18 protein-coding genes are annotated in these 21,196 nt (G+C 64.0%); 14 read left to right on the top strand and 4 right to left on the bottom strand.

The features are described from left to right. Positions 1-88 precede the first annotated feature (88 nt). Positions 89-826, bottom strand: a complete 738-nt coding sequence (gene rpsB / locus FQ664_RS08300) for a 30S ribosomal protein S2 (protein WP_003252287.1) — start codon at positions 824-826, stop codon at positions 89-91. 462 nt (positions 827-1,288) lie between these two features. Between rpsB and map the strand changes: the two genes are divergently transcribed. The 3 genes from map to dapC are packed head-to-tail and all read left to right on the top strand — an operon-like array spanning position 1,289 to position 6,042. Next, positions 1,289-2,071, top strand: coding sequence for a type I methionyl aminopeptidase (gene map / locus FQ664_RS08295; protein WP_004375406.1), 783 nt, complete (start codon positions 1,289-1,291; stop codon positions 2,069-2,071). A 41-nt stretch (positions 2,072-2,112) separates the two neighbouring features. Then, positions 2,113-4,815, top strand: a complete 2,703-nt coding sequence (locus FQ664_RS08290; RefSeq protein ID WP_144171513.1) for a [protein-PII] uridylyltransferase — start codon at positions 2,113-2,115, stop codon at positions 4,813-4,815. A gap of 30 nt (positions 4,816-4,845) precedes the next feature. Beyond that, the gene (gene dapC / locus FQ664_RS08285) at positions 4,846-6,042 is read left to right on the top strand and encodes a succinyldiaminopimelate transaminase (RefSeq protein WP_144171512.1); all 1,197 of its coding nucleotides are present in this window, start codon (positions 4,846-4,848) and stop codon (positions 6,040-6,042) included. Between the two features lie 222 nt (positions 6,043-6,264). On the opposite strand, the gene FQ664_RS08280 is transcribed toward dapC, so the two are convergent. Further along, on the bottom strand, positions 6,265-7,911 hold the full coding sequence (locus FQ664_RS08280) for a Na+/H+ antiporter (RefSeq protein WP_144171511.1): 1,647 nt from the start codon (positions 7,909-7,911) through the stop codon (positions 6,265-6,267). Positions 7,912-8,161: 250 nt separating this feature from the next. Here FQ664_RS08280 and FQ664_RS08275 point away from each other — a divergent pair, with 250 nt between their 5' ends. The 6 genes from FQ664_RS08275 (at position 8,162) to FQ664_RS08250 (ending at position 12,020) form a co-directional block, all read left to right on the top strand. Then, positions 8,162-8,440 carry a type II toxin-antitoxin system RelE/ParE family toxin gene (locus FQ664_RS08275; RefSeq protein WP_144171510.1) on the top strand — a complete coding sequence of 93 codons (279 nt, stop codon included), beginning with the start codon at positions 8,162-8,164 and terminating at the stop codon, positions 8,438-8,440. Positions 8,441-8,448: 8 nt separating this feature from the next. Then, positions 8,449-8,748, top strand: a complete 300-nt coding sequence (graA, locus tag FQ664_RS08270) for a type II toxin-antitoxin system antitoxin GraA (protein WP_144171509.1) — start codon at positions 8,449-8,451, stop codon at positions 8,746-8,748. 126 nt (positions 8,749-8,874) lie between these two features. Next, a complete protein-coding gene (locus tag FQ664_RS08265) occupies positions 8,875-9,222 on the top strand; it encodes an ArsC family reductase (protein WP_178090965.1) in 348 nt (115 codons plus the stop codon). Between the two features lie 30 nt (positions 9,223-9,252). After that, positions 9,253-10,287: a 2,3,4,5-tetrahydropyridine-2,6-dicarboxylate N-succinyltransferase gene (dapD, locus tag FQ664_RS08260; RefSeq protein WP_144171507.1), complete on the top strand. Its 1,035-nt coding sequence runs from the start codon at positions 9,253-9,255 to the stop codon at positions 10,285-10,287. A 120-nt stretch (positions 10,288-10,407) separates the two neighbouring features. Then, positions 10,408-11,613, top strand: coding sequence for a cysteine desulfurase (locus FQ664_RS08255; protein ID WP_144171506.1), 1,206 nt, complete (start codon positions 10,408-10,410; stop codon positions 11,611-11,613). Continuing rightward, entirely contained in the window at positions 11,610-12,020 is a 411-nt protein-coding gene (locus FQ664_RS08250) for a SufE family protein (protein ID WP_144171505.1), read from the top strand. Before FQ664_RS08255 ends, FQ664_RS08250 begins: the two co-directional genes overlap by 4 nt. Before the next feature lie 110 nt (positions 12,021-12,130). Here FQ664_RS08250 and tcdA read toward each other — a convergent pair whose 3' ends face one another. Next, entirely contained in the window at positions 12,131-12,940 is an 810-nt protein-coding gene (gene tcdA, locus FQ664_RS08245; protein WP_178090964.1) for a tRNA cyclic N6-threonylcarbamoyladenosine(37) synthase TcdA, read from the bottom strand. A gap of 119 nt (positions 12,941-13,059) precedes the next feature. Here tcdA and FQ664_RS08240 point away from each other — a divergent pair, with 119 nt between their 5' ends. The 4 genes from FQ664_RS08240 (at position 13,060) to FQ664_RS08220 (ending at position 18,204) form a co-directional block, all read left to right on the top strand. Then, on the top strand, positions 13,060-15,651 hold the full coding sequence (locus FQ664_RS08240; protein ID WP_144171503.1) for a glycosyltransferase: 2,592 nt from the start codon (positions 13,060-13,062) through the stop codon (positions 15,649-15,651). Positions 15,652-15,845: 194 nt separating this feature from the next. Continuing rightward, positions 15,846-16,997, top strand: coding sequence for a succinyl-diaminopimelate desuccinylase (dapE, locus tag FQ664_RS08230; RefSeq protein ID WP_013971240.1), 1,152 nt, complete (start codon positions 15,846-15,848; stop codon positions 16,995-16,997). Next, positions 16,997-17,809: a putative RNA methyltransferase gene (locus tag FQ664_RS08225; RefSeq protein WP_144171502.1), complete on the top strand. Its 813-nt coding sequence runs from the start codon at positions 16,997-16,999 to the stop codon at positions 17,807-17,809. The genes dapE and FQ664_RS08225 overlap by 1 nt, the downstream gene beginning before the upstream one ends. Before the next feature lie 17 nt (positions 17,810-17,826). Further along, on the top strand, positions 17,827-18,204 hold the full coding sequence (locus tag FQ664_RS08220) for a hypothetical protein (RefSeq protein ID WP_144171501.1): 378 nt from the start codon (positions 17,827-17,829) through the stop codon (positions 18,202-18,204). A 65-nt stretch (positions 18,205-18,269) separates the two neighbouring features. Here FQ664_RS08220 and FQ664_RS08215 read toward each other — a convergent pair whose 3' ends face one another. After that, positions 18,270-18,479: a cold-shock protein gene (locus FQ664_RS08215; RefSeq protein ID WP_003252255.1), complete on the bottom strand. Its 210-nt coding sequence runs from the start codon at positions 18,477-18,479 to the stop codon at positions 18,270-18,272. 233 nt (positions 18,480-18,712) lie between these two features. Here FQ664_RS08215 and plsB point away from each other — a divergent pair, with 233 nt between their 5' ends. Beyond that, a complete protein-coding gene (gene plsB, locus FQ664_RS08210) occupies positions 18,713-21,193 on the top strand; it encodes a glycerol-3-phosphate 1-O-acyltransferase PlsB (protein WP_144171500.1) in 2,481 nt (826 codons plus the stop codon). Positions 21,194-21,196: the final 3 nt, after the last annotated feature.

Below are 21,196 nucleotides of genomic sequence, written 5' to 3'. Positions count from 1 at the left end.
GCGGGGCCGATGCTGACAGCAGGATTTCAAGGTGGCAAAAAGGGGGCAGAGCCCCCTTTTTGCGTGCCAAGTCGACGCTAGCGTCTAATTACTCGGCAGCAGGTGCAGCCGCTTCTTCAGCGTAAACTTCGGTGCCGCCGGCAACGTTGTTGCGGCCGCGGATGACAGCGTCAGCCATCGAAGTCATGTACAGCTCGATAGCGCGGATGGCGTCATCGTTACCCGGGATGATGTAGTCAACACCTTCAGGGCTGCTGTTGGTATCGACAACGCCGATAACCGGGATGCCCAGCTTGTTGGCTTCGGTGATCGCGATGCGCTCGTGATCAACGTCGATAACGAACAGAGCGTCTGGCAGACCGCCCATGTCCTTGATACCGCCCAGGCTGCGATCCAGTTTTTCCAGGTCGCGGGAGCGCATCAGGGCTTCTTTCTTGGTCAGCTTGGCGAAAGTGCCGTCTTCGGCCTGGGTTTCCAGGTCGCGCAGACGCTTGATCGAAGCGCGGATGGTCTTGTAGTTGGTCAGCATGCCGCCCAACCAACGGTGGTCAACGTACGGCGAACCGCAACGAGCAGCTTGCTCGGCGACGATCTTGCCGGCGGAACGCTTGGTGCCGACGAACAGGATCTTGTTCTTGCCCTGGGCCAGGCGCTCTACGAACGACAGAGCGTCGTTGAACATCGGCAGGGTTTTTTCCAGGTTGACGATGTGGATCTTGTTACGCGCGCCGAAAATGTACTTGCCCATTTTCGGGTTCCAGTAACGGGTCTGGTGGCCGAAGTGCACACCGGCCTTCAGCATATCGCGCATGTTGACTTGGGACATGATAGTTCCTTGATAAGTCGGGTTGGGCCTCCACGTATCCCAATGACCAACCCGCGAATTCTGCAACTCGGGGCACCCAGGTCATCGTGTCGACACGTGTGTGGGTTAAGTGCTGACGGGGTCGTCCCCGAAAGCGGCGCATTTTATACCACAGACCGCGGCCGAACGGAACCCGGATACTGTTGCGTCCGTCAGCGGTTTTTGCAGCACCCCGGCTTTCACGCCAGAATGCCTTCTATGGAAGACAGCTTTCAGGGCACTTGGGGCCGCTGCGCGCGCCATCGCCGGCAAGCCAGGCCCCCACAAGGGTAACGCGATTCCTGTGGGAGCTGGCTTGCCGGCGATGGGCTGCACAGCAGCCCCAATTCTCCACCGGTATCCCGACCGATCGGCGCCCTGCTCTGCTAGAATCAGGCCTTTCCCGTTTGTTCGCGCCGTTCACGGCGCTGTAGAGAGCCTGTAATGACCGTCACCATCAAGACCGCAGAAGACATCGAGAAGATGCGCATCGCTGGCCGCCTGGCCGCCGAGGTGCTGGAAATGATCGAAGAACACGTCAAGCCCGGTGTCACCACCGAAGAGCTGGACCGCCTGTGCCACGACTACATCGTCAACGTCCAGCAGGCGATCCCGGCACCGCTCAACTACAAGGGCTACCCGAAGTCGATCTGCACCTCGATCAACCATGTGGTCTGCCACGGCATCCCCAACGACAAGCCGCTCAAGGACGGTGACACGCTGAACATCGACGTCACCGTGATCAAGGACGGCTACCACGGCGACACCAGCCGCATGTTCCACGTCGGCACCGTGCCGGTATGGGCCGAGCGCCTGTCCAAGGTCACCCAGGAGTGCATGTACAAGGCCATCGAGCTGGTCAAGCCGGGCTGCCGCCTGGGCGACATCGGCGAAGTGATCCAGAAGCACGCTGAAAAGAACGGCTTCTCGGTGGTGCGCGAGTTCTGCGGCCACGGTATTGGCAAGGTGTTCCATGAAGAGCCGCAGATCCTGCACTACGGCCGCGCCGGCACCGGCATGGAGCTGAAGGAAGGCATGACCTTCACCATCGAACCGATGATCAACCAGGGCAAGGCCGACACCAAGGTGCTGGGCGACGGCTGGACCGCCATCACCAAGGACCGCAAGCTCTCGGCCCAGTGGGAACACACCCTGGTGGTGACCGCGACCGGCTACGAGATCTTCACCCTGCGCAAGGACGACACCATCCCGCGCACCTCGGCCTGACCGCACTCCGACAGGCCACCCCACGACAGGAACGTGACGCGATGCCCCAGGTGGACCCCGAGCTGTTCGACCGTGGCCAGTTCCAGGCGGAACTGGCCCTCAAGGCGAGCCCCATCGCCGCCTTCAAGAAAGCCATCCGCCAGGCCGGCGAGGTGCTCGACAGGCGTTTCCGCAGCGGCAGCGAAATCCGCCCACTGATCGAGGCCCGCGCCTGGCTCGTCGACAATATCCTGCAACAGGCCTGGAACCAGTTCGACTGGGGCGACCAGAGCGGCATCGCCCTGGTCGCGGTGGGTGGCTACGGGCGCGGTGAACTGCACCCGCATTCGGACATCGACCTGCTGATCTTGCTGGGCGCTGCCGAACACGAGCAGTACCGCGACGCCATCGAGCGGTTTCTCACCTTGCTGTGGGACATTGGCCTGGAAGTGGGCCAGAGCGTGCGCACCGTCGACGAGTGCGCCGAGCAGGCCCGCGCCGACCTGACGGTTATCACCAACCTGATGGAAAGCCGCACCATTGCCGGCCCCGAGGCCCTGCGCCAGCGCATGCTGGAGGTGACCAGCACCGCGCACATGTGGCCGAGCAAGGACTTCTTCCTGGCCAAACGAGCCGAACTCAAGGCCCGCCACCACAAGTACAACGACACCGAGTACAACCTCGAACCCAATGTGAAAGGTTCGCCCGGTGGCCTGCGTGACATCCAGACAGTGTTGTGGGTGGCCCGCCGCCAGTACGGCACCCTCAACCTGCATGCGCTGGCCGGCGAAGGTTTCCTGCTGGAAAGCGAGAACGAGCTGCTGGCCTCGTCCCAGGACTTCCTGTGGAAGGTGCGCTACGCCCTGCACATGCTGGCCGGGCGTGCCGAGGACCGTCTGCTGTTCGACCACCAGCGCAGCATCGCCGCGTTGCTGGGCTACAGCGACGACAACCCCAAGCGGGCAATCGAGCAGTTCATGCAGCAGTACTACCGGGTGGTGATGAGCATCAGCCAGCTGTGCGACCTGATCATCCAGCACTTCGAGGAGGTCATCCTCGCCGATGACGACAGCGGCACCACCCAGCCGCTGAATGCGCGCTTCCGCCTGCATGACGGTTATATTGAAGCGGCCAGGCCGAACGTGTTCAAGCGCACCCCGTTCGCCATGCTGGAAATCTTCGTGCTGATGGCCCAGCACCCCGAGATCAAGGGCGTACGCGCCGATACCGTGCGCCTGCTGCGCGAGCACCGCCACCTGATCGACGACACCTTCCGCACCGATATCCGCAACACCAGCCTGTTCATCGAGCTGTTCAAGTGCGAAATCGGCATCCACCGCAACCTGCGGCGGATGAACCGCTACGGCATCCTTGGCCGCTACCTGCCGGAGTTCGGCCTGATCGTCGGGCAGATGCAGCACGACCTGTTCCACATCTATACGGTCGATGCGCACACCCTCAACCTCATCAAGCACCTGCGCAAGCTGCAATACACGCCGGTGTCCGAGAAATTCCCGCTGGCCAGCAAGCTCATGGGCCGCCTGCCCAAGCCTGAGCTGATCTACCTGGCCGGCCTGTACCACGACATCGGCAAGGGCCGCCAGGGCGACCATTCCGAGCTGGGCGCGGTGGATGCGCAGAAATTCTGCGAACGCCACCAACTGCCGGCCTGGGACAGCCGGCTGATCGTCTGGCTGGTGCAGAACCACCTGGTGATGTCGACCACCGCCCAGCGCAAGGACCTGTCCGACCCGCAGGTGATCAACGATTTTGCCCTGCACGTGGGCGACGAGACGCGCCTGGACTACCTGTACGTGCTGACCGTGGCCGATATCAACGCCACCAACCCCAGCCTGTGGAACTCGTGGCGGGCCAGCCTGCTGCGCCAGCTCTACACCGAGACCAAGCGCGCCCTGCGCCGTGGCCTGGAAAACCCGCTGGACCGCGAAGAGCAGATTCGTCAGACCCAATTGGCAGCGCTGGATATCCTGGTGCGCGAAGGCACCGACCCGGACGACGTCGAGCAGCTGTGGTCGCAGCTGGGCGATGACTACTTCCTCAAGCACACCGCTGCCGACGTGGCCTGGCACAGTGACGCAATCCTTCAGCAGCCGGCCGATGGCGGGCCGCTGGTGCTGATCAAGGAAACCACCCAGCGCGAGTTCGAGGGTGGTACGCAGATTTTCATCTATGCCCCCGACCAGCACGACTTCTTCGCCGTGACGGTGGCGGCCATGTCGCAGCTGAACCTGAACATTCATGACGCGCGGATCATCACCTCGAGCAGCCAGTTCACCCTCGACACCTACATCGTGCTGGACAACGACGGCGGCTCGATCGGCGACAACCCGCAGCGGGTCAAGCAGATTCGCAACGGTCTGACCGAAGCGCTGCGCAACCCCGAGGACTACCCGACCATCATCCAGCGCCGGGTGCCGCGCCAGCTCAAGCACTTCGACTTCCCGCCACAGGTGACCATCCTCAACGATGCCCAGCGACCGGTGACCATCCTCGAAATCACCGCCCCCGACCGCCCAGGCCTGCTGGCCCGGCTGGGGCGGATCTTCCTGGAGTTCGACCTGTCACTGCAGAACGCCAAGATCGCCACCCTTGGCGAGCGGGTGGAAGACGTGTTCTTCATCACCGATGCCGACAACCAGCCGTTGTCCGACCCACAGCTGTGCAGCCGACTGCAGGAGGCCATCGTCCAGCAGTTGCAGACCGGCCAGGCCAGCGATGCCAGCCCTACCCGCGTGACCTTTTAACGACTAGATGATTGACGAGACCTTGCGCCAATGAACCATGCCCTGACCCAGCTTCAGCCCTATCCGTTCGAGAAGCTCCGCGCCCTGCTGGGCAGCGTGAAGCCTGCGGCAGACAAACGCGCCATCGCCCTGTCGATCGGTGAGCCGAAGCACGAATCGCCGGCGTTCGTCGCCCAGGCCATGGCCGACAACCTCGACAAGCTGGCGGTGTACCCGAGCACCATCGGCCTGCCGGCCCTGCGCCAGGCCATTGGCCAGTGGTGCGAGCGGCGCTTTGGCGTACCGGCCGGCTGGCTGGACGCCGACCGCCACATCCTGCCGGTAAACGGCACCCGTGAAGCGCTGTTCGCCTTCACCCAGGCCGTGGTCAACCGCGCCGATGACGGCCTGGTGGTCAGCCCCAATCCGTTCTACCAGATCTACGAAGGCGCAGCGCTGCTGGCCGGTGCCACCCCGCACTACCTGCCGTGCCTGGAAAGCAACGGCTTCAACCCTGACTTCGACGCCGTGCCGGTTGATGTGTGGAAGCGTTGCCAGATCCTGTTCCTGTGCTCACCGGGCAATCCCACGGGCGCACTGGTGCCGATGGATACCCTGAAGAAGTTGATTGCCCTGGCCGACGAGCACGATTTCGTGATTGCCGCCGACGAGTGCTACAGCGAACTGTACTTCGACGAGGACGCCCCGCCACCGGGTCTGCTGACTGCCTGTGCGGAACTGGGCCGCAGCGACTTCAAGCGCTGCGTGGTATTCCACAGCCTGTCCAAGCGCTCCAACCTGCCAGGTCTGCGCTCTGGCTTCGTCGCCGGTGACGCCGAGATCATCAAGCCGTTCCTGCTGTACCGTACCTACCACGGCTGCGCCATGCCGGTACAAACCCAGCTGGCCAGCATCGCTGCCTGGCAGGATGAAGCGCATGTGCGCGAGAACCGCGACCAGTACCGCGCCAAGTACGATGCCGTGCTGGATATCCTGCAGCCGGTGCTGGATGTGCAGCGCCCGGATGGCAGCTTCTACCTGTGGGCCAAGGTGCCCGGCGGCGATGCCGAGTTCACCCGTGACCTGTTCGAGGCCCAGCATGTGACGGTGGTGCCGGGGTCGTACCTGTCGCGTGAAGTGAATGGCGTGAACCCGGGCGCCGGGCGCGTGCGCATGGCGCTGGTTGCACCGCTGGCCGAGTGCATCGAGGCGGCGGAGCGGATTCGCGAATTCCTGCAGAACCGCTGATTCGACAGAGGCCGTACAATTATTGAGTGTTGTGCAGTACCTGTGGGAGATGGCCCAGCCCTTTGGGCTGCGCTGTCGCATAGAGAACTGAATTCGCAAGCGGTCCGTGCATCCTGTGGGAGCGGCTTTAGCCGCGAAGAATCCAACGCGGTGCATGGCACCACGTCGCCTGATTCGCGGGTAAACCCGCTCCCACAGGGCCGCAAAGCGACCCCCTGCGGTCTACCTGACCGCCCCTAGGTTTGCCTCACTCATATCCAGCTCACCCAGCACCTGCCGCACCACTTCATCCCCCACCAGATGCTGGCGATGTAGCTCATACAACTCCAGCCGCTGCGCCCGCAGCGCCCGCAAGCGCAAACGCCGCTCCAGCAGGTCCATCTGCTCGGCCAGGGCCTTGGCTTCGGCACTGTCGTTGTAACTGTCCAGTTCATCGCGGTATTCCGCCATCAACCGCGCCTTCAGCTCGGTCGCCAGGGTCGCCTGCGCGGCATCCTGCGGGGCCTTGCTGTCGATCACTTCCTCTGCCTCCAGCGCATGGATCGCCGCCTCCGCCGTGCGCCGCCAGGCTTCCTGCACCTCTTGGTGCAAGCGCTCGTCAGGGCTCTTGGTCACCCCACGCAGCAATAGCGGCAGGGCGATACAGGCACTGATCAACGACAGCAGGATCACCCCGGCGGCAATGAAGATCAGCAGGTCACGCTCCGGGAAGACCTTGCCGACACCTATCAGCAACGGGATCGACATCACACCGGCGAGGGTAACCGCACCGCGCACGCCGCCCAAGGTCAGCAGCCAGCAGGAGCGGGCCGTGGGCATCAGTACCAGCGCCGGCTTGCCGCGCCAGCGGCGCACCACACCGATCGAGCGCCAGATGCTCTGCACCCAGATGAATCGCAGCAGAATCAGCGCGGCGAAGATCGCCACCACGTCCAGGCAGCGGTAGGCCAGGGTCGGCCACACGGTCGTTTCATGGCTGACCACCGCCTTGATGATATCTGGCAGCTGCAGGCCCAGCAGCAGGAAGATCAGGCCGTTGAAAGCGAACTCCAGCAGCGACCACACGCTGCGGTTGAGCAGGCGCGTGCTGGTCTGCCGTGGCAGCAGGTCGAGCCAGCTCTGCATCATGCCGGCCGCCACCGCCGAAAGGATGCCCGACACGCCCAGGCGCTCGGCCAGCACGTAGGCGGCAAACGGCAGCAGCAACATGAACACCACGTGGGTAGCGGGATCGTCCCAGCCACGGGTAATCATCCACATGCGCAGGCGTCCGATCAGCCAGCTCAGGGCCACGCCCACCGCCAGGCCACCCAGTGCGACCAGCACGAAACTGAAACTCGCGTCGGCCAGCGAGAACGCCCCGGTGATCGCCGCCGCCAAGGCAAACTTGAAGGTCACCAGGCCCGACGCATCATTCATCAGTGCCTCACCCTGCAACATGTGCATCAGCGGGGTGGGCAGGCGGTCCTGGGTAATCGCCGAAACGGCCACGGCGTCGGTCGGCGAAAGCACTGCAGCCAAAGCGAAGGCCACCGGCAACGGGATGCTCGGCAGCAACCAGTGAATGAAGTAACCGGCGCCGACCACGGTAAACAGCACCAGGCCCACGGCCAGCGCCACCACCGGCCCGCGAATGCGCCACAACTCGCGCTTGGGAATGCGCCAGCCGTCGGCGAACAGCAACGGCGGCAGGAACAGGAACAGGAACAGCTCGGGGTCCAAAGCCACATGCAGGCCCAGTGTCGGCCACGCGAGCAAGGCACCGGCGGCGATCTGCACCAGCGGCAAGGGCAACGGAATCATGCGGCCGACCAGCTTCGACACGCTGACCAGCGTCAGCAGGATGAGGACGGTGTAGGCGGACTGCATCCGGGAAAGCTTCCTTTGTGAACCAGAAACGACAACAGGGCGAAACATCGCCATTGAAACAATATGTTAGCGGCGATGGGCGATTCGGGGCCGCTGCACGATAGTCGCAGGTGGCGAATTAACATGTAACATGATGATACCCAGCAATCGTGACTGACGTTGGCAAGTATCGTGCGCGAGTCAAGGGCTTGAACTGCTGGGATCTCGTCGTATAATCGACCTTAACGAATAACGTTAAGCATTCAACCCCATGATTCGAAGCTTCAGCTGTGCCGACACGGAAGCACTTTTTACTCATGGAAAGACACGGCGGTGGTCAGATATCAAGTCAGTTGCGGAGCGCAAACTGGCCATGCTCGATGCCGCAGCAGAGCTGCGAGACCTTCGGTCGCCACCTGGCAACCGTCTCGAGGCATTGAGCGGCAACCGGGCTGGCCAGCACAGTATCCGTGTCAATGACCAATGGCGCCTGTGCTTTATCTGGACCGACAACGGGCCGATTAACGTTGAAATTGTCGATTACCACTGAGGTGCATCATGCTCAAGAGCGGTATGCGTCCGATTCATCCCGGAGAAGTCCTGCGTGAGGACTTCCAGAAAGAAATGGGTTTCAGCGCCGCGGCACTGGCCCGGGCGCTAGGCGTTGCCACGCCAACCGTCAACAATATCCTGCGTGAACGGGGCGGTGTTTCCGCCGACATGGCGCTGCGCCTGTCCATCTGCCTGGACACCACCCCCGAGTTCTGGCTCAACCTGCAGACCGCCTTCGATCTGCGCACCGCCGAACAGCAACACGGTGATGAGATCATCGGTTCGGTACAGCGCCTGGTCGCTTGAGACATACCTTGATCAGTAAACATGGGCACCACGGGCGTGGCGCCGCGAGGATCGTTCCCGCATAATCCCGCGAATGACATCGGAAAACGGAGAGATTGGGGCAGCCTGTGATCCCCAATGCACACAATGACCTACACGCTCTACGGCATCAAAGCCTGCGACACCATGAAAAAGGCGCGTACCTGGCTCGAAGACCAGGCCATCGCCTACGAATTCCACGATTACAAGACCCAAGGCATCGACCGCGACAGCCTGAACCGCTGGTGCGACGAGCACGGCTGGGAAGTCATCCTCAACCGTGCCGGCACTACCTTCCGCAAGCTGGACGACGCCTGCAAGGCCGACCTCGACCAGGCCAAGGCCGTCGAGTTGATGCTGGCCCAGCCGTCGATGATCAAGCGTCCGGTGCTCAACCTTGGCGCGCGTACCCTGGTCGGCTTCAAGCCTGACCTGTACGCCGCTGCCCTGGCCTGAGCCCTACCCTATTTCGCACGAGGTAATCACATGTCCAATACCCTGTTCAGCCTGGCCTTCGGTGTCGGCTCCCAGAACCGCCAGGGCGCCTGGCTGGAAGTGTTCTACGCACAACCGCTGCTCAACCCGAGCGCCGATCTGGTCGCTGCAGTAGCCCCTGTTCTCGGTTACCAAGGTGGCAACCAGGCCATCACCTTCAGCAACGCCCAGGCCGCGCAACTGGCCGAAGCCGTGAAAGGTGTGGATGCCGCCCAGGCCGCCCTGCTGACCCGCCTGGCTGAAAGCCACAAGCCGCTGGTCGCCACCCTGCTGGCCGAAGACGCCGCGCTGACCTCGACCCCGGAGGCCTACCTCAAGCTGCACCTGCTGTCGCACCGCCTGGTCAAGCCGCACGGCTTGAGCCTGGCCGGCATTTTCCCGCTGCTGCCGAACGTGGCCTGGACCAACCAGGGCGCGGTCGATCTGGCCGAGTTGGCCGAGCTGCAACTGGAAGCGCGCCTGAAGGGCGAGCTGCTGGAAGTGTTCTCGGTGGACAAGTTCCCGAAAATGACCGACTACGTGGTCCCGGCCGGCGTGCGTATCGCCGACACCGCCCGTGTGCGCCTGGGCGCCTACATCGGCGAAGGCACCACCATCATGCACGAAGGCTTCGTCAACTTTAACGCTGGCACCGAAGGCCCGGGCATGATCGAAGGCCGCGTTTCCGCTGGCGTGTTCGTCGGCAAGGGTTCCGACCTGGGCGGCGGCTGCTCGACCATGGGCACCCTGTCCGGTGGCGGCAATATCGTCATCAAGGTTGGCGAAGGCTGCCTGATCGGCGCCAACGCCGGTATCGGCATTCCGCTGGGCGACCGCAACACCGTCGAAGCCGGCCTGTACATCACCGCTGGTACCAAGGTGAACCTGCTGGACGAGAACAACCAGCTGGTCAAAGTGGTCAAGGCCCGCGACCTGGCCGGCCAGACCGACCTGCTGTTCCGCCGCAACTCGCTGAATGGCGCGGTAGAGTGCAAGACCCACAAGTCGGCCATCGAGCTGAACGAAGCACTGCACGCGCACAACTGAGAATCCGTCAGCCCCTGTAGACGCGAGCTTGCTCGCGAACAGCGGATTCTCAGCGTTTGAAATGTTAAGATCGGGTCTGGCACCACGCCAGACCCGTTTTTCATTCCAGGCCCCGCGACCATGTTCCAGCCCTCCCCCTGGCGTGCCGATTTTCCCGCTATCGCCGCCCTGCAACGGCAGCACCAGACCTACCTGGACAGCGCCGCCACCACCCAGAAGCCGCAAGCCCTGCTTGATGCCCTGGGCCATTACTATGGCCATGGCGCGGCCAACGTGCACCGTGCCCAGCACTTGCCCGGCGCACTGGCGACCCAGGCTTTCGAAACCAGCCGCGACAAGGTTGCCGCCTGGCTCAATGCGGCAGACTCACGGCAGATCATCTTCACCCACGGCGCTACCTCGGCACTGAACCTGCTGGCCTATGGCCTGGAACACCGCTTCGAGGCCGGCGACGAAATTGCCGTCAGCGCCCTGGAGCACCATGCCAACCTGCTGCCCTGGCAACAGCTGGCGCGTCGGCGCAACCTGCGCCTGGTGGTGCTGCCACTGGATGCCCATGGCCGCATCGACCTGGACCAGGCGCTGCAACTGATCGGCCCACGCACCCGGGTGCTGGCGGTGAGCCAGCTGTCCAACGTGCTGGGCACCTGGCAGCCGCTGCCGGCGCTGCTGGCCCATGCCCGTGCGCAAGGCACGCTGACCGTGGTCGACGGTGCCCAGGGCGTGGTGCATGGCCGCCATGATGTGCAGCAGCTTGGCTGCGACTTCTATGTCTTCTCCAGCCACAAGCTGTACGGCCCGGAAGGCGTTGGCGTGCTGTACGGCCGCAGCCAGGCGCTGGATCTGCTGCATCACTGGCAGTTCGGTGGCGAGATGGTGCAACTGGCCGAGTACCAGAGTGCCAGCTTCCGCCCGGCGCCGTTGGGGTTCGAGGCGGGGACACCGCCGATCGCCGGGGTGATCGGCCTGGGTGCAACCCTGGATTACCTGGCCAGCCTCGATGCCCAGGCGCTCGAAAGCCATGAAACCAGCCTGCACCAGCATCTGCTGCGTGGCCTGGCGGACCGCGATGGTGTGCGCATTCTTGGCACGCCACAGGCGGCCCTTGCCAGTTTCGTCATCGAAGGCGTGCACAACGCCGACATCGCCCACCTGCTGACCGAGCAAGGCATTGCCGTGCGTGCCGGGCACCACTGTGCCATGCCGCTGCTGAAGGGCTTGGGCCTGGAGGGAGCGATCCGCGTGTCATTGGGGCTGTATAACGACAGCGATGACGTGCAGCGTTTCTTCGAGGCGCTGGATCAAGGCCTGGAGCTGTTGCGATGACCCTGCCGGACCAGGCGCGCCAGGCGCTGGAAGCTTTCGAGCAGGGCAAGGGCTGGGAACAGCGTGCGCGGCTGCTGATGCAGTGGGGCGACCGGCTGGAACCGCTGGCTGACACTGAAAAGACCGAGGCCAACCGGGTGCATGGCTGCGAAAGCCTGGTATGGCTGGTGGCCGAGCAGGTTGAGGGGGTATGGCGCTTCAAGGCCGGTAGCGACGCGCGCTTGTTGCGCGGGCTGCTGGCGTTGTTGCTGGTGCGGGTACAGGGGTTGGCCAGTGACGAGCTGGCCGGGCTTGATCTGCGTGAGTGGTTCACTCAGCTGGGGCTGGAAAGACAGCTATCACCGTCGCGCAGCAACGGCCTGCATGCGGTTTTGCAGCGGATGGCAGAGTTGGCGTCCAACCGCTAGATCGGCGCTGGCTTCTTCGCGGGTGAACCCGCTCCCACAGGTACAGCGCCAGCCTGAGCGCTGCGTGGACCAGGTGGGAGCGGGTTCACCCGCGAAGAGGCCCGCGCGGTCTATTCGGACTTGACCCGCTCCGAGGGCCGCCGCGCCCCGCCCACCAGCTTCTCCACCGCCTTGCTCGCCGCCACCATGCCAAAGGTCGCGGTCACCATCATCACCGCGCCAAAGCCACCCGAGCAGTCCAGCCGCACGCCCTCGCCGACGAAGCTTTTCTGCAGGCAAACGCTGCCATCGCCCTTGGGGTAGCGCAGTTGTTCGCTGGAGAACACGCATGGCACGCCATAGTTGCGGCTGACATTGCGCGAGAAGTTGTAGTCGCGGCGCAGGGTGGAACGCACCCGCGAGGCCAGCGGGTCATTGAAGGTCTTGTTCAGGTCGGCGATCTGGATCTGTGTCGGGTCGATCTGCCCGCCGGCGCCACCCGTGGTGACGATGGCGATCTTGCGCCGCCGGCACCAGGCGATCAGCGCCGCCTTGGCCATGACGCTGTCGATGCAGTCGATCACACAGTCGAGGTTCTCGGTGATGTACTCGACCATGGTGTCGCGGGTGACGAAGTCGGCCACCGCATGCACCGTGCACGCCGGGTTGATCGCCCGCAGGCGCTCGGCCATGACCTCGACCTTGGGCCGCCCCACCTGCCCTTCCAGGGCATGGGCCTGGCGGTTGGTGTTGCTGACGCAGACGTCGTCGAGGTCGAACAGGGTGATCTCGCCCACGCCACTACGGGCCAGCGCTTCCGCCGCCCACGAGCCTACCCCGCCAATACCGACCACGGCCACATGGGCCTGGCCCAGACGGTGCAACCCCTGGTCGCCATACAGCCGGGCAACGCCGGCGAAGCGTGGATCTTCTGTGCTCATGTTCATACCCCAAAAAACCGGCGCGCATTATATGCCAGCGGGCCCATGGCCTGCATCGTTAGGAAAGACACTGCCAACCCTGCTTTAATGTCCTATCACTTCGACACATATGGACGACAATGTCTTCACGTAAATTCGGCCTGAACCTGGTCGTGGTCCTGGCCATCGCCGCGTTGTTCACCGGGTTCTGGGCACTGATCAATCGCCCGGTTTCCGCCCCCGCCTGGCCCGAGCAGATCTCTGGCTTCTCGTATTCACCGTTCCGTCTGGGCGAAAGCCCGCAGAAGGGCCAGTACCCCAGTGACGACGAGATGCGCCAGGACCTGGAGCAGTTGAGCAAACTGACCGACAGCATCCGGATCTACACCGTAGAGGGCACCCAGGCGGATATCCCGCGCCTGGCCGAGGAATTCGGCCTGCGGGTAACCCTGGGCATCTGGATCAGCCCGGACCTGGAGCGCAACGAGCGCGAAATCGCCACGGCCATCCAGCTGGCCAACACGTCGCGCAGCGTGGTGCGGGTAGTGGTCGGCAACGAGGCGCTGTTCCGTGAGGAAGTCACCCCGGAGAACCTGATCAAATACCTCGACCGGGTACGCGCAGCCGTCAAGGTGCCGGTGACCACCAGTGAGCAATGGCACATCTGGAAGGAAAACCCGCAGCTGGCCAAGCACGTCGACCTGATTGCCGCGCACATCCTGCCGTACTGGGAGTTCGTGCCGATGAAGGATTCGGTCGAGTTCGTGCTCGACCGCGCCCGCGAGCTGAAACACCAGTTCCCGCGCAAACCCCTGCTGCTGTCGGAAGTCGGCTGGCCGAGCAACGGCCGCATGCGCGGCGGTGCCGATGCCACCCAGGCCGACCAGGCCATCTACCTGCGCACCCTGGTCAACACCCTCAACCGCCGTGGCTACAATTACTTCGTCATCGAAGCCTACGACCAGCCGTGGAAAGCCAGCGACGAAGGCTCGGTGGGCGCCTACTGGGGCGTGTACAACGCCGAACGCCAGCAAAAATTCAACTTCGACGGCCCGGTAGTGGCCATCCCGCAGTGGCGTGCCCTGGCGGTGGCCTCGGTGGTGCTGGCGATGATTGCCCTGATGGTGCTGTTCATCGACGGCTCGGCCCTGCGCCAGCGCGGCCGCACCTTCCTGACCTTCATCACCTTCTTGTGCGGGTCGGTGCTGGTATGGATCGCCTACGACTACAGCCAGCAATACAGCACCTGGTTCAGCCTGACCGTGGGCGTGCTGCTGGCCCTCGGCGCGCTGGGCGTGTTCATCGTGCTGCTGACCGAGGCCCACGAACTGGCCGAGGCAGTATGGATACACAAGCGCCGGCGCGAGTTCCTGCCGGTACAGGCCGACAGCGCCTACCGGCCCAAGGTATCGGTGCATGTGCCGTGCTACAACGAGCCGCCGGAGATGGTCAAACAGACCCTCGATGCCCTGGCCGCGCTGGACTACCCCGACTACGAAGTGCTGGTGATCGACAACAACACCAAGGACCCGGCCGTATGGGAGCCACTCAAGGCCCATTGCGAAAAACTCGGCGAGCGCTTCAGGTTCTTCCACGTCGCGCCCCTGGCCGGCTTCAAGGGCGGCGCGCTGAACTACCTGATCCCGCACACCGCCAAGGACGCCGAAGTGATCGCGGTGATCGACTCGGACTACTGCGTCGATCGCAACTGGCTCAAGCACATGGTGCCGCACTTCGCCGACCCGAAAATTGCCGTGGTGCAGTCACCGCAGGACTACCGCGACCAGCACGAAAGCGCCTTCAAGAAACTGTGCTACAGCGAGTACAAGGGCTTCTTCCACATCGGCATGGTCACCCGCAACGATCGTGACGCGATCATCCAGCACGGCACCATGACCATGACCCGGCGCAGCGTGCTGGAAGAGCTGGGCTGGGCCGAGTGGTGCATCTGCGAGGACGCCGAACTGGGCTTGCGGGTGTTCGAGAAAGGCCTGTCGGCCGCCTACGCCCACAACAGCTACGGCAAGGGCCTGATGCCCGACACCTTCATCGACTTCAAGAAGCAACGTTTCCGCTGGGCCTACGGCGCCATCCAGATCATCAAGCACCACGCCAGCGCCCTGCTGCGCGGCAAGGGCAGCGAGCTGACCCGCGGCCAGCGCTACCACTTCCTGGCCGGCTGGCTGCCGTGGATCGCCGATGGCATGAACATCTTCTTCACCATCGGCGCACTGCTGTGGTCGGCGGCGATGATCATCGTGCCGCACCGGGTCGATCCGCCGCTGATGATCTTTGCCATTCCGCCGCTGGCGCTGTTCTTCTTCAAGGTCGGCAAGATCATCTTCCTCTACCGCCGCGCGGTAGGGGTGAACCTGAAGGATGCCTTTGCTGCGGCGCTGGCGGGGCTGGCACTGTCGCATACCATCGCCAAGGCGGTGCTGTACGGCTTCTTCACCAGCAGCATGCCGTTCTTCCGCACCCCGAAGAACGCCGACAGCCATGGGCTGCTGGTGGCGATTTCCGAAGCGCGGGAAGAGCTGTTCATCATGTTGCTGCTGTGGGGCGCGGCGCTGGGCATCTACCTGGTACAAGGGCTGCCAAGCTCGGACATGCGTTTCTGGGTGGCGATGTTGCTGGTGCAGTCATTGCCTTATGTGGCAGCGTTGGTGATGGCCTTCCTGTCTTCGCTACCCAAGCCGGTGGAAAAGGCCGCCGAACCGCAACAGGCTTGAGATCCTGGGGGCGCTTTGCGCCCCTTTCGCGACACAAGGCCGCTCCCACGGGATCACCACAGCCCATCAGGCGTGTGCAATACCTGTGGGAGCGGCCTTGTGTCGCGAAAGGGCCGCAAAGCGGCCCCAATGGCCCATCGGTTTGATATAAGATAACGCCCCTCAGATTTCCCCGCCTTGCCCCGGAGTCCCCCATGACGGCCCCAGCCGAGCTCTCGCCTACCCTTCAACTGGCCTGCGACCTGATCCGTCGCCCCTCGGTCACCCCCGTCGACGCCGACTGCCAGGCGCAGATGATGAACCGCCTGGGCGCCGTAGGCTTCCAGCTCGAGCCGATGCGCATCGAGGACGTCGACAACTTCTGGGCCACCCACGGCAGCCAGGACGGCCCGGTGCTGTGCTTCGCCGGCCACACCGACGTGGTACCCACCGGCCCGGTGCAGCAATGGCAACATGAGCCGTTCGAAGCGCTGATCGACGCCGACGGCATGCTCTGCGGCCGTGGCGCCGCCGACATGAAAGGCAGCCTCGCCTCCATGGTGATTGCCAGCGAGCGCTTCGTGCAGGACTACCCGGACCACCGCGGCAAGGTCGCGTTCCTGATCACCAGCGACGAGGAAGGCCCGGCCCACCATGGCACCAAAGCCGTGGTCGAACGCCTGAAAGCACGCAACGAGCGCTTGGACTGGTGCATCGTCGGCGAACCTTCCAGCACAACCCTGCTGGGTGACGTGGTCAAGAACGGCCGCCGTGGCTCGCTGGGCGCCAAGCTGACCGTGCGCGGCAAGCAGGGCCATGTGGCCTACCCGCACCTGGCGCGCAACCCGATCCACCTGGCCGCGCCGGCCCTGGCGGAACTGGCGGCCGAGCACTGGGACGAAGGCAATGCGTTCTTCCCGCCGACCAGCTTCCAGATCTCCAACCTCAATTCCGGCACCGGCGCCACCAACGTGGTCCCGGGCGAGCTGACTGCACTGTTCAACTTCCGCTTCTCCACCGAGTCGACCGTCGAAGGCCTGCAGGCGCGGGTATCGGCGATCCTCGACAAGCATGAACTGGACTGGTCGATCGACTGGGCGCTGTCGGGCCTGCCGTTCCTCACCGAACCGGGCGAATTGCTGGACGCCGTCTCGGCCAGCATCAAGGGGGTCACCGGCCGCGACACCCAGCCGTCGACCAGCGGCGGTACCTCCGATGGCCGTTTCATCGCCACCATGGGCACCCAGGTGGTCGAGCTCGGCCCGGTCAACGCCACTATCCACCAGGTGGATGAGCGGATCCTGGCCAGCGACCTCGACCTGCTGACCGAAATCTATTACCAGACCCTGGTCCGGTTGCTCGCCTGATGCTCGCCTGCCCGCTTTGCCAGGCGCCGCTGAGCCGGCTCGACAATGGTGTGGTGTGCCCGGCCGGCCACCGCTTCGACCGCGCCCGCCAGGGTTACCTGAACCTGCTGCCGGTGCAGCACAAGAACAGCCGCGACCCGGGTGACAACCAGGCCATGGTCGAAGCCCGCCGCGATTTCCTCGACGCCGGCCACTACGCGCCGGTGGCGCGCCGCCTGGCCGAGCTGGCCGCCGAGCGCCAGCCCGGTGCCTGGCTGGACATCGGCTGTGGCGAGGGTTACTACACCGCGCAGATCGCCCAGGCCCTGCCGGCCGCCGACGGTTACGCCCTGGACATCTCGCGCGAGGCGGTCAAGCGTGCCTGCCGACGCGCGCCCGAGGTCACCTGGATGGTCGCCAGCATGGCCCGTGTACCGCTTGCCGACACCAGCTGCCAGTTCATCGCCAGCGTGTTCAGTCCGCTGGACTGGGCCGAGGCCAGGCGCCTGCTCAGCCCCGGCGGCGGCCTGATGCGGGTCGGGCCCACCAGCGGCCACCTGATGGAACTGCGCGAAGTGCTCTACGATGAAGTGCGCCCGTACGCCGACGACAAACACCTGGCCCTGGTCCCCGAAGGCATGACCCATGCCCACAGCGAAACCCTGGAGTTCCGCCTGAGCCTGGCCGCGCCCAAAGCCCGCGCCGACCTGCTGGCCATGACCCCGCACGGCTGGCGCGCCAGTGCCGAAAAGCGTGCCCGGGTGATCGACCAGCCCGAGCCGTTCGAGGTCACGGTTTCCATGCGTTATGACTATTTCGTGCGCCAAGACTGAGCACACCTGGAGCCCTTATGCGCCAACCTGATATCGAGATCTACCTGAAGGACGCCGACGTCGACCACAAGCAGATTGCCGAGTGGCTCGCCCAGGCGATCGGCCCGTGCAGCGAGTGGAAGCAGAAAGGCCATACTTTCAAATGCCAGGCCGGTAACATTCCGGTCACCTGGCTACCCAAGGCTGTAGGGAAATGGAACAGCCTGTACCTGGAAAGCGACCAGACGCCGTGGGCCGATGACGTCGCCTGCGCCCGCGCCGCATTTGCCGCACTGGGTGTGGAAGTGCGCTGCGCGCCAGGTGGCTGGGTGGAAGAAGACGGGGAAGAAGATGCCGACCGCTGGGTCCGCATCAGCGCCGACGGTGAAGAGGAAATCACCTGGCGCACCAACTGAAAAATGGTTGCTTCAGGCTGCAAGTTACACGGTCAACTTGCAGCTTGAGGCCTACCACATGAGGCTCAGAGGCCTACTACGTCCTCGGCTTGCAGGCCCTTCTGGCCCTGCACGCAGGCGTATTCCACCCGCTGTCCTTCGACCAGGGTACGATGCCCCTCACCGCGAATCGCCCGATAGTGGACGAACACATCCGCCCCACCTTCGCGCTGAATGAAGCCATAACCCTTGGCATCGTTGAACCACTTTACATTCCCAGTCTCACGAGACGACATCTGAACTACTCCGGATTTTTATTGTGAAGATCGCCTTGTAGACACAGGGGTCTGCTCCCTGTGTCGACGCCGCTTGCGCAAATATCCTGCAAGTGGCAGGCCGAGTATATGACACAGAACAAAAAAATTTGATGACCATCGCGCCGTTCGGCGATTTTTGCTGAACTTGCGCGGATACGGCAGACTAATTGGCCGGATACCCACCTGAACATCACACCCAGGGCACACACCCCATGACCCGTTCCCCCCTGCGCCGCCTGATCTTCGGCGCCCTGCGTCGCCTGTTGTACCTGTGGGTGCGCTCCGAAACCATCAACCAGTCCTCCCTCACCCTCAAGCTCGACCGCAGCCGCCCGGTGTTCTATGCCCTGCCCTCGCCCGCGCTCACCGACCTGGCCGTGCTCGACCATGAATGCACCAAGGCGGGCCTGCCGCGCCCGGTACTGCCGGTGGCGGTTGGCCCGCTGCAGGAGCCGGCGGCCTTTTTCTACCTGACCCCGGACCCGGACTGGCTCGGCCGCCATGACAAGCGCGGCGCCCCGCCCACCCTGGAGCGCCTGGTCGCCGCCGTCAGCCAGCATGCCGAAGAGGATGCGCAGATCATTCCGGTCAGTGTGTTCTGGGGCCAGACCCCGGACAGTGAATCCAGCCCGTGGAAGCTGCTGTTCGCCGACAGCTGGGCGGTTACCGGGCGCCTGCGCCGGCTGCTGACCGTACTGATCCTCGGGCGCAAGACCCGTGTGCAATTCTCCGCCCCCATCCACCTGCGCGAACTAGTGCAGCACAACAAGGGCCACCAGCGTACCGTGCGCATGGCCCAGCGCCTGATGCGCGTGCATTTTCGCAACCTCAAGACCGCCGTCATCGGCCCGGACATCTCGCACCGGCGCAACCTGGTCAAGGGCCTGATCCATGCGCCCCAGGTGCGCCAGGCCATCGTCGATCAGGCGCAGCGCGAAAACCTGCCGCTGGCCAAGGCCGAAGCCCAGGCTCTGCGCTATGGCAACGAGATCGCCTCGGACTACACCTACACCGCCATCCGCTTCCTCGAAGTGGTGCTCAGCTGGTTCTGGAACAAGATCTACGACGGCATCAAGGTCAACCACATCGAGCAGGTGCAGGGCATCGCTCCCGGCCACGAAGTGATCTACGTACCGTGCCACCGCAGCCACATCGACTACCTGCTGCTATCGTACCTGTTGTTCCGCAACGGCTTGACCCCGCCGCACGTGGCCGCGGGCATCAACCTCAACATGCCGCTGGTGGGTAACCTGCTGCGCCGTGGCGGCGCCTTCTTCATGCGCCGCACGTTCAAGGGCAACCCGCTGTACACCGCGGTGTTCAACGAGTACCTGCACACCCTGTACACCAAGGGCTTCCCGGTCGAGTACTTCGTCGAAGGCGGCCGCTCGCGCACCGGGCGCATGCTGCAGCCACGCACCGGGATGCTGGCCATTACCCTGCGCAGCTTCCTGCGCTCGTCGCGCACGCCGATCGTGTTCGTGCCGGTGTACATCGGCTACGAGCGCGTGCTCGAAGGCCGCACCTACCTGGGCGAGCTGCGCGGTGCCAGCAAGAAGAAAGAGTCGATCTTCGACATTTTCAAGGTGTTCGGCGCGCTCAAGCAGCGCTTTGGCCAGGTATACGTGAACTTCGGCGAACCGATCCGCCTGGCCAGCTTCCTCGACCAGCAACAACCCGGCTGGCGTGAACAGGACCACGGCCCGCAGTACCGCCCGGCCTGGCTCAACGCCACCACCACCCGCCTGGGCGAAACCGTGGCCCGCCACCTCAACGAGGCGGCCGCGATCAACCCGGTCAACCTGGTAGCCCTGGCGCTGCTGTCCACCAGCCGCCTGGCCCTGGACGAACGCGCCTTGACCCGCGTGCTCGACCTGTACCTGGCGCTGCTGCGCGAGGTGCCCTACTCGCCGCACACCACCCTGCCCGACGGCGACGGCCAGACGCTGATCGAACACGTGCGCAGCATGAACCTGGTGGCCGAGCAGAAGGACGCCTTGGGCCGCATCCTCTACCTGGATGAAGGCAACGCGGTCCTGATGACCTACTACCGCAACAACGTGCTGCACATCTTCGCCCTGCCGGCGCTGCTGGCGAGCTTCTTCCTCAGCAGCTCGCGCATGAGCCGCGAACTGCTGGGCCAGTATGTGCATGCGTTGTACCCGTACCTGCAGGCCGAATTGTTCCTGCGCTGGACGCCAGAGCAACTGGACGAAGTCATTGACCAATGGCTGGCCGCACTGGTCGAACAGGGGCTGCTGCGCCTGGACAACGATGTATACGTGCGCCCGGCGCCCAGCTCGCGGCAGTTCGTGCTACTGACCCTGCTCGCCCGCACCATCACCCAGACCCTGCAGCGCTTCTACATGGCCACCTCGCTGCTGCTGAACAACGGGCAGAACAGCCTCAGTGCCGAAGAACTGGAAGACCTGTGCGTGATGATGGCCCAGCGCCTGTCGATCCTGCATGGCCTGAACGCCCCGGAGTTCTTCGACAAGACCCTGTTCCGCCACTTCATCCAGACCCTGATCGAGCAAGGCGTGCTGCATGCAGATGCCCTGGGCAAGCTGGGTTATCACGACAAGCTGGGCGAGCTGGCCGAAGGTGTGGCCAAGCGCGTGCTATCGGCCGAGCTGCGCCTGTCGATCCGCCAAGTGGCGTTGCACCGTGAGGACGGGCTGGAGACCTCTTGACTC

This window comes from Pseudomonas persica, from assembly GCF_900291015.1.
In the GTDB taxonomy this organism is placed as follows: Bacteria; Pseudomonadota; Gammaproteobacteria; order Pseudomonadales; family Pseudomonadaceae; genus Aquipseudomonas.
Note: the sequence above shows the minus strand (reverse complement) of the source record. Positions and strands in the feature narration are given on the sequence as shown.

Excerpts from the sequence above, each read along its gene's own strand:
- FQ664_RS08290 (WP_144171513.1), top strand. The coding sequence starts at position 2,113 with ATGCCCCAGGTGGACCCCGAGCTGTTCGACCGTGGCCAGTTCCAGGCG.
- rpsB (WP_003252287.1), bottom strand. The coding sequence starts at position 826 with ATGTCCCAAGTCAACATGCGCGATATGCTGAAGGCCGGTGTGCACTTC.
- tcdA (WP_178090964.1), bottom strand. The coding sequence starts at position 12,940 with ATGAGCACAGAAGATCCACGCTTCGCCGGCGTTGCCCGGCTGTATGGC.
- dapE (WP_013971240.1), top strand. The coding sequence starts at position 15,846 with ATGACGGCCCCAGCCGAGCTCTCGCCTACCCTTCAACTGGCCTGCGAC.
- FQ664_RS08220 (WP_144171501.1), top strand. The coding sequence starts at position 17,827 with ATGCGCCAACCTGATATCGAGATCTACCTGAAGGACGCCGACGTCGAC.
- FQ664_RS08215 (WP_003252255.1), bottom strand. The coding sequence starts at position 18,479 with ATGTCGTCTCGTGAGACTGGGAATGTAAAGTGGTTCAACGATGCCAAG.
- FQ664_RS08255 (WP_144171506.1), top strand. The coding sequence starts at position 10,408 with ATGTTCCAGCCCTCCCCCTGGCGTGCCGATTTTCCCGCTATCGCCGCC.
- plsB (WP_144171500.1), top strand. The coding sequence starts at position 18,713 with ATGACCCGTTCCCCCCTGCGCCGCCTGATCTTCGGCGCCCTGCGTCGC.
- FQ664_RS08225 (WP_144171502.1), top strand. The coding sequence starts at position 16,997 with ATGCTCGCCTGCCCGCTTTGCCAGGCGCCGCTGAGCCGGCTCGACAAT.
- dapC (WP_144171512.1), top strand. The coding sequence starts at position 4,846 with ATGAACCATGCCCTGACCCAGCTTCAGCCCTATCCGTTCGAGAAGCTC.
- dapD (WP_144171507.1), top strand. The coding sequence starts at position 9,253 with ATGTCCAATACCCTGTTCAGCCTGGCCTTCGGTGTCGGCTCCCAGAAC.
- FQ664_RS08250 (WP_144171505.1), top strand. The coding sequence starts at position 11,610 with ATGACCCTGCCGGACCAGGCGCGCCAGGCGCTGGAAGCTTTCGAGCAG.
- graA (WP_144171509.1), top strand. The coding sequence starts at position 8,449 with ATGCTCAAGAGCGGTATGCGTCCGATTCATCCCGGAGAAGTCCTGCGT.
- map (WP_004375406.1), top strand. The coding sequence starts at position 1,289 with ATGACCGTCACCATCAAGACCGCAGAAGACATCGAGAAGATGCGCATC.
- FQ664_RS08265 (WP_178090965.1), top strand. The coding sequence starts at position 8,875 with ATGACCTACACGCTCTACGGCATCAAAGCCTGCGACACCATGAAAAAG.
- FQ664_RS08280 (WP_144171511.1), bottom strand. The coding sequence starts at position 7,911 with ATGCAGTCCGCCTACACCGTCCTCATCCTGCTGACGCTGGTCAGCGTG.
- FQ664_RS08240 (WP_144171503.1), top strand. The coding sequence starts at position 13,060 with ATGTCTTCACGTAAATTCGGCCTGAACCTGGTCGTGGTCCTGGCCATC.
- FQ664_RS08275 (WP_144171510.1), top strand. The coding sequence starts at position 8,162 with ATGATTCGAAGCTTCAGCTGTGCCGACACGGAAGCACTTTTTACTCAT.